We start from the raw sequence: 17,740 nt of genomic DNA on the forward strand, positions 1-17,740 counted from the left end.
GACTTCACCTGAAGTACCCCAAATAAAAAGCAAAGACCAAAAGAGCAGTTCGTCATCGTTCTGCTCTTTTTTTTTCATCTTTATATCGATAGAAAGAGAAAAAAGAACCAAGAGAGATAAGATCAGCAACCGAAATCACAAAGAAATAGGCGATCTTTTAATGCGGAAGTCAGGTAATTCTTCATGAAAAGCTCCTCTGCAACACGAAACATTAGACAAGATCGTTGAGTATCTATGCAGAATGCTTGTTATTTGTTCGGTTGAAAGTTTTTTTGCAAAAAACGCTTGTGCTAATTTCTCAACCCCCTATACTGCGCATCCACCGACACGGAGTGAGACGAAAGTCACACAGCGAGTCGGGAAGAGAGAAAAAAGAATTTGAAAAAAATGCTTGACTCTCTCACGGTGTGAAGTAAGATACGCACCCCTAACGACGAGCAACTAAGTTGCTGAAAATGTTAGAAAAGCTCTTTAAAAATAAGAACCTATCAATCTGTGTGGGCACTCGTTGATGATAATCCAATTAGATACTTCGGTATCAAATTAGGTTTCAATGAAACGAAGTGACCATTGAGTCGAAAGACTCAGCACAGTCAATTCAAACATTACTTATGTAATGTTCAGTATTCATTGAGCCGAACAAAATCTTAAATTGAAGAGTTTGATCATGGCTCAGATTGAACGCTGGCGGCAGGCCTAACACATGCAAGTCGAGCGGAAACGAGTTATCTGAACCTTCGGGGACGATAACGGCGTCGAGCGGCGGACGGGTGAGTAATGCCTAGGAAATTGCCCTGATGTGGGGGATAACCATTGGAAACGATGGCTAATACCGCATAATGCCTACGGGCCAAAGAGGGGGACCTTCGGGCCTCTCGCGTCAGGATATGCCTAGGTGGGATTAGCTAGTTGGTGAGGTAATGGCTCACCAAGGCGACGATCCCTAGCTGGTCTGAGAGGATGATCAGCCACACTGGAACTGAGACACGGTCCAGACTCCTACGGGAGGCAGCAGTGGGGAATATTGCACAATGGGCGCAAGCCTGATGCAGCCATGCCGCGTGTGTGAAGAAGGCCTTCGGGTTGTAAAGCACTTTCAGTCGTGAGGAAGGTGGTAGTGTTAATAGCACTATCATTTGACGTTAGCGACAGAAGAAGCACCGGCTAACTCCGTGCCAGCAGCCGCGGTAATACGGAGGGTGCGAGCGTTAATCGGAATTACTGGGCGTAAAGCGCATGCAGGTGGTTTGTTAAGTCAGATGTGAAAGCCCGGGGCTCAACCTCGGAATAGCATTTGAAACTGGCAGACTAGAGTACTGTAGAGGGGGTAGAATTTCAGGTGTAGCGGTGAAATGCGTAGAGATCTGAAGGAATACCGGTGGCGAAGGCGGCCCCCTGGGCAGATACTGACACTCAGATGCGAAAGCGTGGGGAGCAAACAGGATTAGATACCCTGGTAGTCCACGCCGTAAACGATGTCTACTTGGAGGTTGTGGCCTTGAGCCGTGGCTTTCGGAGCTAACGCGTTAAGTAGACCGCCTGGGGAGTACGGTCGCAAGATTAAAACTCAAATGAATTGACGGGGGCCCGCACAAGCGGTGGAGCATGTGGTTTAATTCGATGCAACGCGAAGAACCTTACCTACTCTTGACATCCAGAGAACTTTCCAGAGATGGATTGGTGCCTTCGGGAACTCTGAGACAGGTGCTGCATGGCTGTCGTCAGCTCGTGTTGTGAAATGTTGGGTTAAGTCCCGCAACGAGCGCAACCCTTATCCTTGTTTGCCAGCGAGTAATGTCGGGAACTCCAGGGAGACTGCCGGTGATAAACCGGAGGAAGGTGGGGACGACGTCAAGTCATCATGGCCCTTACGAGTAGGGCTACACACGTGCTACAATGGCGCATACAGAGGGCAGCAAGCTAGCGATAGTGAGCGAATCCCAAAAAGTGCGTCGTAGTCCGGATTGGAGTCTGCAACTCGACTCCATGAAGTCGGAATCGCTAGTAATCGTGGATCAGAATGCCACGGTGAATACGTTCCCGGGCCTTGTACACACCGCCCGTCACACCATGGGAGTGGGCTGCAAAAGAAGTAGGTAGTTTAACCTTCGGGAGGACGCTTACCACTTTGTGGTTCATGACTGGGGTGAAGTCGTAACAAGGTAGCGCTAGGGGAACCTGGCGCTGGATCACCTCCTTAAACGATGATTACTCACGATGAGTGTCCACACAGATTGATAGTTTACAAGCGAAAGCTTGTAGCTAACATAGCTCTTTAACAATTTGGAAAGCTGACAAATCAACAATTTATTGTTGATTGTAAAGTTCTCAATGTTTGTCTTTATGACAAACACCAAAAAACACATTCAAGTGTTCTTGGGAATATCACTTTTACAGTGATTATTCGAAATTGAGTCCGGCAAAATCGAAATGTCTCTCGCTCATTCAAATAATGAGAGACAACTTTGGTGATTTGATTATCAACTCGAAACTCCTTCGGGTTGTATGGTTAAGTGACTAAGCGTACACGGTGGATGCCTTGGCAGTCAGAGGCGATGAAGGACGTATTAACTTGCGATAAGCCCAGATTAGGTAGTAAAAACCATTTGAGTCTGGGATTTCCGAATGGGGAAACCCACTTACATAAGTAAGTATCGCTGCGTGAATACATAGCGCAGCGAGGCGAACCGGGGGAACTGAAACATCTAAGTACCCCGAGGAAAAGAAATCAACCGAGATTCCGAAAGTAGCGGCGAGCGAAATTGGACTAGCCCTTAAGCTTTTTATGCGTCAGGTGAAACTTCTGGAAAGTTGTGCGATACAGGGTGATAGCCCCGTAACCGGCAACGCATTTAAAGTGAAATCGAGTAGGGCGGGACACGTGATATCCTGTCTGAATATGGGGGACCATCCTCCAAGGCTAAATACTACTGACTGACCGATAGTGAACCAGTACCGTGAGGGAAAGGCGAAAAGAACCCCTGTGAGGGGAGTGAAATAGAACCTGAAACCGTGTACGTACAAGCAGTAGGAGCACCTTCGTGGTGTGACTGCGTACCTTTTGTATAATGGGTCAGCGACTTATATTCAGTGGCAAGGTTAACCATCTAGGGGAGCCGTAGCGAAAGCGAGTGTTAACTGCGCGACTCAGTCGCTGGATATAGACCCGAAACCAGGTGATCTAGCCATGGGCAGGTTGAAGATTGAGTAACATCAATTGGAGGACCGAACCGACTAATGTTGAAAAATTAGCGGATGACTTGTGGCTAGGGGTGAAAGGCCAATCAAACCTGGAGATAGCTGGTTCTCCCCGAAAGCTATTTAGGTAGCGCCTCGGACGAATACTACTGGGGGTAGAGCACTGTTAAGGCTAGGGGGTCATCCCGACTTACCAACCCTTTGCAAACTCCGAATACCAGTAAGTACTATCCGGGAGACACACGGCGGGTGCTAACGTCCGTCGTGGAGAGGGAAACAACCCAGACCGCCAGCTAAGGTCCCAAATTACTACTAAGTGGGAAACGATGTGGGAAGGCTCAGACAGCCAGGATGTTGGCTTAGAAGCAGCCATCATTTAAAGAAAGCGTAATAGCTCACTGGTCGAGTCGGCCTGCGCGGAAGATGTAACGGGGCTAAGTAGTAAACCGAAGCTGCGGCAATGCACTTTGTGCATTGGGTAGGGGAGCGTTCTGTAAGCGGTTGAAGGTGTGTGGTAACGCATGCTGGACGTATCAGAAGTGCGAATGCTGACATGAGTAACGATAAAGGGGGTGAAAAACCTCCTCGCCGGAAGACCAAGGGTTCCTGTCCAACGTTAATCGGGGCAGGGTAAGTCGACCCCTAAGGCGAGGCCGAAAGGCGTAGTCGATGGGAAACGGGTTAATATTCCCGTACTTCTTACAATTGCGATGGGGGGACGGAGAAGGCTAGGTGGGCCTGGCGACGGTTGTCCAGGTTCAAGTGCGTAGGCTGAGAGTTAGGTAAATCCGGCTCTTCTTAAGGCTGAGACACGACGTCGAGCTACTACGGTAGTGAAGTCATTGATGCCATGCTTCCAGGAAAAGCCTCTAAGCTTCAGATTGTAAGGAATCGTACCCCAAACCGACACAGGTGGTCGGGTAGAGAATACCAAGGCGCTTGAGAGAACTCGGGTGAAGGAACTAGGCAAAATGGTACCGTAACTTCGGGAGAAGGTACGCTCTTGATGGTGAAGTCCCTTGCGGATGGAGCTGACGAGAGTCGCAGATACCAGGTGGCTGCAACTGTTTATTAAAAACACAGCACTGTGCAAAATCGTAAGATGACGTATACGGTGTGACGCCTGCCCGGTGCCGGAAGGTTAATTGATGGGGTTAGACTTCGGTCGAAGCTCTTGATCGAAGCCCCGGTAAACGGCGGCCGTAACTATAACGGTCCTAAGGTAGCGAAATTCCTTGTCGGGTAAGTTCCGACCTGCACGAATGGCGTAATGATGGCCACGCTGTCTCCACCCGAGACTCAGTGAAATTGAAATCGCTGTGAAGATGCAGTGTACCCGCGGCTAGACGGAAAGACCCCGTGAACCTTTACTACAGCTTGGCACTGAACATTGACCCTACATGTGTAGGATAGGTGGGAGGCTTTGAAGCAAGTACGCCAGTATTTGTGGAGCCGTCCTTGAAATACCACCCTTGTAGTGTTGATGTTCTAACGTCGACCCCTGATCGGGGTTGCGGACAGTGCCTGGTGGGTAGTTTGACTGGGGCGGTCTCCTCCCAAAGAGTAACGGAGGAGCACGAAGGTGGGCTAATCACGGTTGGACATCGTGAGGTTAGTGCAATGGCATAAGCCCGCTTGACTGCGAGAATGACAATTCGAGCAGGTGCGAAAGCAGGTCATAGTGATCCGGTGGTTCTGAATGGAAGGGCCATCGCTCAACGGATAAAAGGTACTCCGGGGATAACAGGCTGATACCGCCCAAGAGTTCATATCGACGGCGGTGTTTGGCACCTCGATGTCGGCTCATCACATCCTGGGGCTGAAGTCGGTCCCAAGGGTATGGCTGTTCGCCATTTAAAGTGGTACGCGAGCTGGGTTTAGAACGTCGTGAGACAGTTCGGTCCCTATCTGCCGTGGGCGTTGGAAGATTGAAGGGGGCTGCTCCTAGTACGAGAGGACCGGAGTGGACGAACCTCTGGTGTTCGGGTTGTGTCGCCAGACGCATTGCCCGGTAGCTAAGTTCGGAATCGATAACCGCTGAAAGCATCTAAGCGGGAAGCGAGCCCTGAGATGAGTCTTCCCTGATACTTTAAGTATCCTAAAGGGTTGTTCGAGACTAGAACGTTGATAGGCAGGGTGTGTAAGCGTTGTGAGGCGTTGAGCTAACCTGTACTAATTGCCCGTGAGGCTTAACCATACAACACCCAAGGGGTTTTGATGGACTCAATGTAAGAACATTGAATGTGTAAATAGAACTTAAAACAGTTTTCCAAGTTTTTTGCCTTCAGTTTTTAGAAAAAGCTGAAAGTAAAAGCAAGAATTTGCTTGGCGACCATAGCGATTTGGACCCACCTGACTTCCATTCCGAACTCAGAAGTGAAACGAATTAGCGCCGATGGTAGTGTGGGGCTTCCCCATGTGAGAGTAGGACATCGCCAGGCTTTATTTCGCACTTGCTTATTTAAGCAAGTCACCATAAAGTTCTAAATTATTTTAGAGTTTTATGTTGACTTTCAAAGTGGAAAGCGTATTATACGCACCTCGCTTAAGTGCTAAGGCACTGAAAGCCAAGCTCTTTAACAATATAGACCTATCAATCTGTGTGGGCACTCGTTGATGATAATCCAATTAGAAACTTCGGTATCAAATTAGGTTTCAATGAAACGAAGTGACCATTGAGTCGAAAGACTCAGCACAGTCAATTCAAACATTACTTATGTAATGTTCAGTATTCATTGAGCCGAACAAAATCTTAAATTGAAGAGTTTGATCATGGCTCAGATTGAACGCTGGCGGCAGGCCTAACACATGCAAGTCGAGCGGAAACGAGTTATCTGAACCTTCGGGGAACGATAACGGCGTCGAGCGGCGGACGGGTGAGTAATGCCTAGGAAATTGCCCTGATGTGGGGGATAACCATTGGAAACGATGGCTAATACCGCATAATGCCTACGGGCCAAAGAGGGGACCTTCGGGCCTCTCGCGTCAGGATATGCCTAGGTGGGATTAGCTAGTTGGTGAGGTAATGGCTCACCAAGGCGACGATCCCTAGCTGGTCTGAGAGGATGATCAGCCACACTGGAACTGAGACACGGTCCAGACTCCTACGGGAGGCAGCAGTGGGGAATATTGCACAATGGGCGCAAGCCTGATGCAGCCATGCCGCGTGTGTGAAGAAGGCCTTCGGGTTGTAAAGCACTTTCAGTCGTGAGGAAGGTGGTGTAGTTAATAGCTGCATTATTGACGTTAGCGACAGAAGAAGCACCGGCTAACTCCGTGCCAGCAGCCGCGGTAATACGGAGGGTGCGAGCGTTAATCGGAATTACTGGGCGTAAAGCGCATGCAGGTGGTTTGTTAAGTCAGATGTGAAAGCCCGGGGCTCAACCTCGGAATAGCATTTGAAACTGGCAGACTAGAGTACTGTAGAGGGGGGTAGAATTTCAGGTGTAGCGGTGAAATGCGTAGAGATCTGAAGGAATACCGGTGGCGAAGGCGGCCCCTGGACAGATACTGACACTCAGATGCGAAAGCGTGGGGAGCAAACAGGATTAGATACCCTGGTAGTCCACGCCGTAAACGATGTCTACTTGGAGGTTGTGGCCTTGAGCCGTGGCTTTCGGAGCTAACGCGTTAAGTAGACCGCCTGGGGAGTACGGTCGCAAGATTAAAACTCAAATGAATTGACGGGGGCCCGCACAAGCGGTGGAGCATGTGGTTTAATTCGATGCAACGCGAAGAACCTTACCTACTCTTGACATCCAGAGAACTTTCCAGAGATGGATTGGTGCCTTCGGGAACTCTGAGACAGGTGCTGCATGGCTGTCGTCAGCTCGTGTTGTGAAATGTTGGGTTAAGTCCCGCAACGAGCGCAACCCTTATCCTTGTTTGCCAGCGAGTAATGTCGGGAACTCCAGGGAGACTGCCGGTGATAAACCGGAGGAAGGTGGGGACGACGTCAAGTCATCATGGCCCTTACGAGTAGGGCTACACACGTGCTACAATGGCGCATACAGAGGGCAGCAAGCTAGCGATAGTGAGCGAATCCCAAAAAGTGCGTCGTAGTCCGGATTGGAGTCTGCAACTCGACTCCATGAAGTCGGAATCGCTAGTAATCGTGGATCAGAATGCCACGGTGAATACGTTCCCGGGCCTTGTACACACCGCCCGTCACACCATGGGAGTGGGCTGCAAAAGAAGTAGGTAGTTTAACCTTCGGGAGGACGCTTACCACTTTGTGGTTCATGACTGGGGTGAAGTCGTAACAAGGTAGCGCTAGGGGAACCTGGCGCTGGATCACCTCCTTAAACGATGATTACTCACGATGAGTGTCCACACAGATTGATACGGTTTATAAGTAAAAGAGACGATACTGGGTCTGTAGCTCAGGTGGTTAGAGCGTTCGCCTGATAAGCGAGAGGTCGGTGGTTCGAGTCCACTCAGACCCACCAATTTCTTTTGAAATTGGTATGCAGTATCGACACCTTGATGGGGCTATAGCTCAGCTGGGAGAGCGCCTGCCTTGCACGCAGGAGGTCTGCGGTTCGATCCCGCATAGCTCCACCATCTTTAAGCATTCTTACGAGTGTGTTTAAAAATGGTTTCATTAAGAAATCTAGCTCTTTAACAATTTGGAAAGCTGACAAAACAATCTTTAAGTTTGTTTGTAAAGTTCTCAATGTTTGTCTTTAAGACAAACACCAAAAAACACATTCAAGTGTTCTTGGGAATATCACTTTTAAGTGATTATTCGAAATTGAGTCCGGCAAAATCGATATGTCTCTCGCTCATTCAAATAATGAGAGACAACTTTGGTGATTTGATTATCAACTCGAAACTCCTTCGGGTTGTATGGTTAAGTGACTAAGCGTACACGGTGGATGCCTTGGCAGTCAGAGGCGATGAAGGACGTATTAACTTGCGATAAGCCCAGATTAGGTAGTAAAAACCATTTGAGTCTGGGATTTCCGAATGGGGAAACCCACTTACATAAGTAAGTATCGCTGCGTGAATACATAGCGCAGCGAGGCGAACCGGGGGAACTGAAACATCTAAGTACCCCGAGGAAAAGAAATCAACCGAGATTCCGAAAGTAGCGGCGAGCGAAATTGGACTAGCCCTTAAGCTTTTTATGCGTCAGGTGAAACTTCTGGAAAGTTGTGCGATACAGGGTGATAGCCCCGTAACCGGCAACGCATTTAAAGTGAAATCGAGTAGGGCGGGACACGTGATATCCTGTCTGAATATGGGGGGACCATCCTCCAAGGCTAAATACTACTGACTGACCGATAGTGAACCAGTACCGTGAGGGAAAGGCGAAAAGAACCCCTGTGAGGGGAGTGAAATAGAACCTGAAACCGTGTACGTACAAGCAGTAGGAGCACCTTCGTGGTGTGACTGCGTACCTTTTGTATAATGGGTCAGCGACTTATATTCAGTGGCAAGGTTAACCATCTAGGGGAGCCGTAGCGAAAGCGAGTGTTAACTGCGCGACTCAGTCGCTGGATATAGACCCGAAACCAGGTGATCTAGCCATGGGCAGGTTGAAGATTGAGTAACATCAATTGGAGGACCGAACCGACTAATGTTGAAAAATTAGCGGATGACTTGTGGCTAGGGGTGAAAGGCCAATCAAACCTGGAGATAGCTGGTTCTCCCCGAAAGCTATTTAGGTAGCGCCTCGGACGAATACTACTGGGGGTAGAGCACTGTTAAGGCTAGGGGGTCATCCCGACTTACCAACCCTTTGCAAACTCCGAATACCAGTAAGTACTATCCGGGAGACACACGGCGGGTGCTAACGTCCGTCGTGGAGAGGGAAACAACCCAGACCGCCAGCTAAGGTCCCAAATTACTACTAAGTGGGAAACGATGTGGGAAGGCTCAGACAGCCAGGATGTTGGCTTAGAAGCAGCCATCATTTAAAGAAAGCGTAATAGCTCACTGGTCGAGTCGGCCTGCGCGGAAGATGTAACGGGGCTAAGTAGTAAACCGAAGCTGCGGCAATGCACTTTAGTGCATTGGGTAGGGGAGCGTTCTGTAAGCGGTTGAAGGTGTGTGGTAACGCATGCTGGACGTATCAGAAGTGCGAATGCTGACATGAGTAACGATAAAGGGGGTGAAAAACCTCCTCGCCGGAAGACCAAGGGTTCCTGTCCAACGTTAATCGGGGCAGGGTAAGTCGACCCCTAAGGCGAGGCCGAAAGGCGTAGTCGATGGGAAACGGGTTAATATTCCCGTACTTCTTACAATTGCGATGGGGGGACGGAGAAGGCTAGGTGGGCCTGGCGACGGTTGTCCAGGTTCAAGTGCGTAGGCTGAGAGATTAGGTAAATCCGGTTTCTCTTAAGGCTGAGACACGACGTCGAGCTACTACGGTAGTGAAGTCATTGATGCCATGCTTCCAGGAAAAGCCTCTAAGCTTCAGATTGTAAGGAATCGTACCCCAAACCGACACAGGTGGTCGGGTAGAGAATACCAAGGCGCTTGAGAGAACTCGGGTGAAGGAACTAGGCAAAATGGTACCGTAACTTCGGGAGAAGGTACGCTCTTGATGGTGAAGTCCCTTGCGGATGGAGCTGACGAGAGTCGCAGATACCAGGTGGCTGCAACTGTTTATTAAAAACACAGCACTGTGCAAAATCGTAAGATGACGTATACGGTGTGACGCCTGCCCGGTGCCGGAAGGTTAATTGATGGGGTTAGACTTCGGTCGAAGCTCTTGATCGAAGCCCCGGTAAACGGCGGCCGTAACTATAACGGTCCTAAGGTAGCGAAATTCCTTGTCGGGTAAGTTCCGACCTGCACGAATGGCGTAATGATGGCCACGCTGTCTCCACCCGAGACTCAGTGAAATTGAAATCGCTGTGAAGATGCAGTGTACCCGCGGCTAGACGGAAAGACCCCGTGAACCTTTACTACAGCTTGGCACTGAACATTGACCCTACATGTGTAGGATAGGTGGGAGGCTTTGAAGCAAGTACGCCAGTATTTGTGGAGCCGTCCTTGAAATACCACCCTTGTAGTGTTGATGTTCTAACGTCGACCCCTAATCGGGGTTGCGGACAGTGCCTGGTGGGTAGTTTGACTGGGGCGGTCTCCTCCCAAAGAGTAACGGAGGAGCACGAAGGTGGGCTAATCACGGTTGGACATCGTGAGGTTAGTGCAATGGCATAAGCCCGCTTGACTGCGAGAATGACAATTCGAGCAGGTGCGAAAGCAGGTCATAGTGATCCGGTGGTTCTGAATGGAAGGGCCATCGCTCAACGGATAAAAGGTACTCCGGGGATAACAGGCTGATACCGCCCAAGAGTTCATATCGACGGCGGTGTTTGGCACCTCGATGTCGGCTCATCACATCCTGGGGCTGAAGTCGGTCCCAAGGGTATGGCTGTTCGCCATTTAAAGTGGTACGCGAGCTGGGTTTAGAACGTCGTGAGACAGTTCGGTCCCTATCTGCCGTGGGCGTTGGAAGATTGAAGGGGGCTGCTCCTAGTACGAGAGGACCGGAGTGGACGAACCTCTGGTGTTCGGGTTGTGTCGCCAGACGCATTGCCCGGTAGCTAAGTTCGGAATCGATAACCGCTGAAAGCATCTAAGCGGGAAGCGAGCCCTGAGATGAGTCTTCCCTGATACTTTAAGTATCCTAAAGGGTTGTTCGAGACTAGAACGTTGATAGGCAGGGTGTGTAAGCGTTGTGAGGCGTTGAGCTAACCTGTACTAATTGCCCGTGAGGCTTAACCATACAACACCCAAGGGGTTTTGATGGACTCGATGTAAGAACATTGAATGTGTATAAATAGAACTTAACATCAGTTTTCCAGATTAAAGAATTTGCTTGGCGACCATAGCGATTTGGACCCACCTGACTTCCATTCCGAACTCAGAAGTGAAACGAATTAGCGTCGATGGTAGTGTGGGGCTTCCCCATGTGAGAGTAGAACATCGCCAGGCTTTAAACTTGAAGAAGCCCACTCGAAAGAGTGGGCTTTTTTGCATTTGGAGCAAAGTAAATTTGATTACCAAGAACTCTCCTATAAAGACACAGCATTTTCTAAAGCCTGTATATCTTTCCTGTTTACTAAATTGATCATGAGATAGTGCTAACGCACTACCTAGTTTCTCGAAATGTCACCACCTCTCACGCCTCTAGAACAGCCTTAAGCTCGTTGTTAAAACATATTGGGCATGCCTAGCCTCATACTAGATTTAGGCATAAGAGCTGAGTGTGAGCGTTTTAAGGGAGAGGTGGGACGTGGGTAGTATGGATGATAAAGCTGAGGGGTTAAGAAACTTTTTGGATTCTTAAGTTGGTAGAGTGCTGCAGTTTGACGTCAGGAATATTGCCATGATACAGAGTTACTTGATTACGTCCGGAGTGTTTTGAGTAATACATGGCTTTATCTGCGTTAACCATTAACTCTTTTGCGCTCAATACCTGCCCGTCATATTCCGCGACACCAATGCTAACCGTTGTACTGATTTCGATATCATCAACTTGACATGATGCGTTTTGGATCGCTTGTCTGATCCTTTCTGCTACCTCGTAGGCTTGTATTGCGCTGGTATTGGCTAGGATCACGGCAAATTCTTCCCCTCCTAAGCGACCAATAAAGTCAGTTCCACGGATTGCACGTTGGCAAATCTTGGCCACATGATTGATCACTTGATCGCCGGAGAAGTGTCCAACCTGGTCGTTGATCTCTTTGAAGTGATCAATATCAATCATGACGCAAGTTAGGGGTTGAGATGGGTGCGAATGCGAGCTCAGAGACCTATCTAGGCTTGTTAGGAATGCTCGGCGATTCATGACACCTGTTAATTCATCTGTCTCTGAGAGCTCTTTGAGGCGCCTTTCTAGCAGATGCGTTTTGGTGACATCACGCACGGACCAAATCACCAAGTTTTCATCACCTTGAATGCTTTCTACGGGCTTAATGATCGCTTCAAACCACGTTTCTTCTGGGTTCTCTAATGCTTCTAGTTCTTCTATTGGCATTAAAAGGTGGTCTTGTAGGGCGATACTGTATTTGACGACCTTAGGCTCGTTAGAGCGAAGCACATCGTTAATATAACCGATCAACTCAGCGGCTTTACTCGGTGATAAAACATCGTTTAACGTGAGGTTGGTATAGCTTTGTGCATTGAAGTGTTTTGAATGGTAAGTGCCACCGAAACTTTCGATATAGCGGCCTTGTTCGTTGAGGATAAAGACATGATCAGGGAGGGTATTCAAAATGGCATGAAGCCAATCGTCCCTTTCTTTGTAAATCATGAGGTTAGTTCCTTTATCCAATGTAAGTCGTTGATTATATCTGTTTGTATTGAGTTCACAATCAATACTGATCACAGTTCAAAGTATCAGACTTGACTAATGTTTGTACAAAGGTGAAGGAGAAGCGTTTGGAAGAGTTGAAGTGTCAGTAGCTTGAAGCTAATAAAAAAGGCTTAGCCATTGCTGACTAAGCCTTTTTTACAAAATTACTGTATGAACTGATATTAGTTCATGCCGTACTTTTTAAGTTTTTTGCGAAGAGTACCGCGGTTGATGCCCATCATAGTTGCTGCGCGAGTTTGGTTACCGCGAGTGTACTGCATGATGGTATCTAATAGTGGCTGTTCAACTTCAGCTAGAACTAATTCGTATAGTTCAGTTACTTCCTGGCCGTTTAGTTGAGCTAGGTAGTTTTTAAGAGACGCTTTAACAGAGTCACGTAAAGGCTTCTGAGTAATCTGGTCTTGTGACGTTACTGTAGTTACTGTTAATGCTTCTGAAGTCAGATTTTGTTCGAACATATTCGGTCTAGCTCTTCTCTTAATTATGATGCAACGTTATCAAAATAACCCTCTAATGCCTCAAGCTGCAGCTCAGCTGCATCGATAGCATTGAAGGTACGGCGAAACTCACTCGCTTGTTCATGCTCTTTTAAGTACCAACCAACGTGCTTACGCGCGATACGTGGACCTAAGAACTCCCCATAGAAATCATGCAGAGCGTTCACATGACCAAGCATAATGGTTTTCACTTCCTCACTTGGAAGCTCATCCATTGTGGTGCCGTTTTCCAAATAGTGATGGATTTCCTGGAAAATCCAAGGACGACCTTGGGCAGGGCGTCCAATCATTAAAGCGTCTGCACCGGTGTACTCCAGTACAAACTTCGCTTTCTCCGGGCTATCGATATCACCGTTTGCGATAACCGGAATGGATATAGCGTGTTTAACCGCTTTAATGCTGTCGTATTCGGCCTCACCTTTGTACATACACGCTTTTGTTCTGCCATGCAGTGCAAGAGCCTGTATGCCGCAGTCTTCGGCTAATTTAGCGATGTGAACACAGTTTTTATTTTCTGTGTTCCAGCCAGTACGGGTTTTTAACGTTACAGGAACGTCTACCGCGTCCACTACCGCAGTCAAAATCTCTTTGATGATGTCTGGGTACTGAAGCAGGGCAGAACCCGCCAGCTTCTTATTCACTTTCTTTGCTGGGCAGCCCATGTTGATGTCGATGATTTGCGCACCGTTTTCAACACTGAATTGAGCCGCATCGGCCATAAGCTGTGGATCGGAACCGGCAATCTGTACAGAGCGAATGCCCGATTCGCCCTCATGTACCATGCGCTGTTTCGACTTTGACGTTCCCCATAGTTTCGGGTTAGCAGACATCATTTCACTGACGGCCATTCCCGCACCATAGCGAAGACACAACTCGCGAAACGGTCTATCCGTTACACCAGCCATAGGGGCTACGATTAGATTGTTCTTAAGTTGATAGTTTCCGATTTTCAAAACGTCATCACAGTTCTGTACCAGCAAGGGCGCGCATTTTACGCATTTTTTTACTGCGTGAAAAGACTAATATTTGAGCATTTACAAATTGTTTTTGTAATTTGTATGAAATTCAAACAATTAGCCCTGAAAACCTTGTCTAGCCTTGCTTACGACCGGAGATACGACACCATTCGCTTTGCTCTGCGATTGGATCAATGTGAAGCTCATCACGGTAATAGTTCGCTACGTCTTCTGCTTGAGTGTCTAAAACACCAGACATCGCGAGGTCACCATTTGGTTTAACCAAGCCTTTGATGATAGGTGCAAGTTCACGTAATGGACCAGCAAGAATGTTAGCTACAACCACATCGGCGATCAGGCCTTCAGGTTGGTTTTGAGGAAGGTACACTTCTAATTGGTCAGCAACACCATTGCGCTCTGCGTTATCGCGAGAAGCTTGAAGAGCTTGAGGATCAATATCGATCCCGATAACTTTGCCTGCGCCAAGTTTGATCGCTGCGATCGCAAGGATGCCTGAGCCACAACCAAAGTCGATAACCGTTTTACCAGATAGATCTAAACTCTCTAGCCATTCAAGGCAGAGTGCTGTCGTAGGGTGGGTGCCCGTACCGAAAGCCAGACCAGGATCAAGCATAACGTTAACTGCGTCTGGTTCAGGAACATCACGCCAACTTGGACAAATCCATAGACGTTCGCCGAACTTCATTGGGTGGAAGTTTTCCATCCATTCGCGTTCCCAGTCTTTGTCTTCTAGCTGTTCTACTTTGTAAGCAAAATCGTCTGCTAGCATGCCGCTTGCTTTGATTTGAGTGATGATGAAGTTTGTATCTGCTTCTGCATCGTACAGTGCCAGAATGTCAGTATCGCCCCATAAGCGAGTCTCGCCAGGTAGAGGTTCGAATACGGGCGTATCCTGCGCGTCTAGGAATGTTACAGACAGCGCACCAGTCTCTTCCATTAGCATGTCGCCGATTTGCTCAGCGTTTTCATTGGTCGCGTTGAGTTTGATTTGAATCCAAGGCATTTGTTTTTGCTCTTAAAGTGAATGAAGTGGCGCAGAGTTTACCAGAACTCTACGATTTGTTTGAGTATAGACTTTATACAAAACAAAAATGCCCACAGATGTGGGCATTTATTATGAGGTTAGCAAAGGCTTATTGTAGGCCTAGCTTCTTCTCTAGGTAGTGAATGTTCGCACCACCGTGTTGGAAGTTCTCATCATTCATGATTGACTCTTGTAGAGTAACGTTAGTCTTGATGCCTTCAATGATCATCTCGCCTAGTGCGTTCTTCATACGTGCAATCGCTACATCACGGTTCTCACCGTAAGTGATCAGTTTACCAATCATTGAATCGTAATGAGGTGGTACTGTGTAGCCTGTGTAAATGTGAGATTCCCAACGAACACCCATGCCGCCTGGCGCGTGGAAGCGTTCAATCTTACCTGGTGAAGGTAGGAAGCGCTCTGGGTCTTCTGCGTTGATACGACACTCAATCGCATGGCCGCGGATCTTGATGTCATCCTGAGTGAATGACAATGGCTGACCTGCTGCTACGCGTAGCTGTTCTTTAATTAGGTCAACACCAGTAACCATTTCTGTTACTGGGTGCTCAACCTGAATACGAGTGTTCATTTCGATGAAGTAGAACTCACCGTTCTCGTATAGGAATTCGAACGTACCTGCGCCGCGGTAACCGATTTCTAGACATGCGCGTGTACAACGTTCACCGATGTACTTACGCATTTCTTCTGTGATACCTGGTGCTGGAGCTTCTTCAACAACCTTCTGGTGACGACGCTGCATAGAACAGTCACGTTCACCTAGGTGGATAGCGCCGCCTTGGCCATCAGCAATTACCTGAACTTCAACGTGACGAGGGTTTTCTAGGAATTTCTCCATGTAAACCATGTCGTTGTTGAATGCCGCTTTTGCTTCTGCACGCGTCATAGCGATAGCTTGAACAAGTTCCGCTTCAGAACGTACAACACGCATACCACGACCACCGCCGCCACCAGAGGCTTTGATGATTACAGGGTAGCCGATACGCTTAGCGTGAGCTTTGTTTTTGTCTTCGTCGTTATCTAGTGGACCGTCAGAGCCTGGTACACAAGGAACACCTGCTTTTTTCATTGCGTTGATTGCTGACACTTTGTCACCCATCATGCGGATGGTGTCTGCTTTAGGGCCAACGAAGATGAAACCGCTGCGCTCTACTTGTTCAGCAAAGTCTGCGTTCTCAGATAGGAAGCCGTACCCCGGGTGAATCGCAATTGCACCCGTCACTTCTGCTGCAGAAATGATACGAGGGATGTTTAGGTAGCTGTCGATACCACGAGCAGGACCGATACATACTGTTTCGTCTGCAAGTAGTACGTGCTTAAGATCGCGGTCAGCTGTTGAGTGCACTGCCACAGTCTTAATGCCTAATTCTTTACAAGCGCGAAGGATACGAAGTGCAATTTCACCTCGGTTCGCGATGACTACTTTATCTAGCATAAGGCAAGCCCCGCTTATTCGATTACAACTAGTGGTTGGTCGAATTCAACTGGCTGGCCGTCTTCAACTAGGATTGCAGTTACAACACCTGATTTGTCCGCTTCGATTTGGTTCATCATTTTCATTGCTTCAACGATACATAGAGTGTCGCCAGCATTTACGCTCTGACCAACTTCAACGAATGATTTCGCGTCTGGACTTGGAGAACGGTAGAAAGTACCAACCATTGGAGAAAGAACTTGGTGACCTGCAGGAACTGCTGCTGGTGCTTCTGCTGCCATTGCTGGTGCGTCTGCTACTGGAGCTGCTGCCACTGGCGCAGGTGCTGCTACTGGAGCTGCTGCGTAATGAACTGGTGCTGGAGCAGATGCAGGGCCATTACGGCTGATGCGTACTGACTCTTCACCTTCAGAGATTTCTAGCTCAGCAATGCCAGATTCTTCAACTAACTCGATTAGCTTCTTGATTTTACGAATATCCATCTTTTCTTTCTCTTTTATCTTGTGATTAAGACAACCCCAAAGGGCTGCAGAGTGTTTGGTTTACTTTGCCTGCAATTTCGCGATTGCTGCAGACAGAGCGAATTCATAACCTTGTGCGCCCAAGCCACAAATCACACCTTCTGCTTTATCAGACAGATAAGAATGATGACGGAACGGCTCACGTGCGTGAACGTTCGATAGGTGCACTTCGATAAATGGGATGGCTACGCCAAGTAATGCATCACGCAGCGCAACACTGGTATGAGTGAAAGCTGCTGGGTTGATGATGATGAAGTCCACTTTGCCGTACGCAGCGTGGATAGCTTCAATCAGTTCGTACTCACGATTCGATTGCAGGTGCTCAAGTTCCACCCCAGAGTTGTGAGCTTGTTCAGTCAATGCATCAACAATCTGTGCTAGGGTGTTGTTACCGTAATGTGTCGGTTCACGCAGACCTAATAGGTTAAGATTTGGTCCGTTTAGAACTAGAATCCGTGACTTTGCAGACATTATGTTGCTATCTTCCTTTATCGTGAGTGGAACGTTTATATTCCCAAATATACGATAATTCAGCACGATTTTTTTGTTAAAACCGAGCAAATTTTAAAAAATCGACCAAGATTATAGCTAATTCACAGCAATTAGCAGCAATTTACTGGTCTAATCTCCCAATAGCCCCCGCCGTTTCTGTAACCAAGTTAACAAAAACAACATAATTGCCACGTGCTTTCTGTGGTTTATTTTGCGTCCACGCACAAAAAAGCCACCATATGCA

7 protein-coding genes, 2 tRNA genes and 6 rRNA genes are annotated in these 17,740 nt (G+C 48.0%); 8 read left to right on the forward strand and 7 right to left on the reverse strand.

Annotated elements, in window-relative coordinates; translation table 11 throughout:
• The first annotated feature begins 649 nt into the window (after positions 1–649).
• The 8 genes from A9237_RS09220 to rrf (A9237_RS09255) all read left to right on the forward strand — a co-directional run bounded on the left by A9237_RS09220 (position 650) and on the right by rrf (A9237_RS09255) (position 11,148).
• Positions 650–2,200: ribosomal RNA gene (locus tag A9237_RS09220) — 16S ribosomal RNA — on the forward strand.
• Positions 2,201–2,507: 307 nt separating this feature from the next.
• A 23S ribosomal RNA gene (locus A9237_RS09225) occupies positions 2,508–5,395 on the forward strand.
• Between the two features lie 127 nt (positions 5,396–5,522).
• Positions 5,523–5,639, forward strand: a 5S ribosomal RNA gene (rrf, locus tag A9237_RS09230).
• Between the two features lie 313 nt (positions 5,640–5,952).
• Positions 5,953–7,502 (forward strand): 16S ribosomal RNA (locus A9237_RS09235).
• A 67-nt stretch (positions 7,503–7,569) separates the two neighbouring features.
• Positions 7,570–7,646 (forward strand) — tRNA-Ile (locus A9237_RS09240).
• Positions 7,647–7,685: 39 nt separating this feature from the next.
• Positions 7,686–7,761: transfer RNA gene (locus A9237_RS09245), tRNA-Ala, on the forward strand.
• A 287-nt stretch (positions 7,762–8,048) separates the two neighbouring features.
• Positions 8,049–10,939 (forward strand): 23S ribosomal RNA (locus tag A9237_RS09250).
• A 92-nt stretch (positions 10,940–11,031) separates the two neighbouring features.
• Positions 11,032–11,148: ribosomal RNA gene (gene rrf, locus A9237_RS09255) — 5S ribosomal RNA — on the forward strand.
• The 16S, 23S and 5S rRNA genes sit together here with 2 tRNA genes alongside, the layout of an rRNA operon.
• Before the next feature lie 331 nt (positions 11,149–11,479).
• On the opposite strand, the gene A9237_RS09260 is transcribed toward rrf (A9237_RS09255), so the two are convergent.
• From A9237_RS09260 to aroQ, 7 genes are all read right to left on the reverse strand, one after another.
• Positions 11,480–12,469: a sensor domain-containing diguanylate cyclase gene (locus A9237_RS09260; RefSeq protein ID WP_078608066.1), complete on the reverse strand. Its 990-nt coding sequence runs from the start codon at positions 12,467–12,469 to the stop codon at positions 11,480–11,482.
• A gap of 224 nt (positions 12,470–12,693) precedes the next feature.
• Complete coding sequence (fis, locus tag A9237_RS09265) at positions 12,694–12,990, reverse strand: DNA-binding transcriptional regulator Fis (RefSeq protein ID WP_000462885.1); 297 nt, start codon at positions 12,988–12,990, stop codon at positions 12,694–12,696.
• A gap of 23 nt (positions 12,991–13,013) precedes the next feature.
• Positions 13,014–13,982 carry a tRNA dihydrouridine synthase DusB gene (gene dusB / locus A9237_RS09270; protein ID WP_032803127.1) on the reverse strand — a complete coding sequence of 323 codons (969 nt, stop codon included), beginning with the start codon at positions 13,980–13,982 and terminating at the stop codon, positions 13,014–13,016.
• Between the two features lie 139 nt (positions 13,983–14,121).
• A complete protein-coding gene (prmA, locus tag A9237_RS09275; protein ID WP_005440399.1) occupies positions 14,122–15,009 on the reverse strand; it encodes a 50S ribosomal protein L11 methyltransferase in 888 nt (295 codons plus the stop codon).
• Positions 15,010–15,139: 130 nt separating this feature from the next.
• Entirely contained in the window at positions 15,140–16,483 is a 1,344-nt protein-coding gene (gene accC / locus A9237_RS09280) for an acetyl-CoA carboxylase biotin carboxylase subunit (RefSeq protein ID WP_005440401.1), read from the reverse strand.
• 14 nt (positions 16,484–16,497) lie between these two features.
• Positions 16,498–16,965: an acetyl-CoA carboxylase biotin carboxyl carrier protein gene (gene accB / locus A9237_RS09285; RefSeq protein ID WP_009707873.1), complete on the reverse strand. Its 468-nt coding sequence runs from the start codon at positions 16,963–16,965 to the stop codon at positions 16,498–16,500.
• 60 nt (positions 16,966–17,025) lie between these two features.
• Entirely contained in the window at positions 17,026–17,475 is a 450-nt protein-coding gene (gene aroQ / locus A9237_RS09290; RefSeq protein WP_005428757.1) for a type II 3-dehydroquinate dehydratase, read from the reverse strand.
• Positions 17,476–17,740 lie beyond the last annotated feature (265 nt).

The sequence above is a fragment of the Vibrio owensii genome (genome assembly GCF_002021755.1).
GTDB lineage: Bacteria > Pseudomonadota > Gammaproteobacteria > Enterobacterales > Vibrionaceae > Vibrio > Vibrio owensii.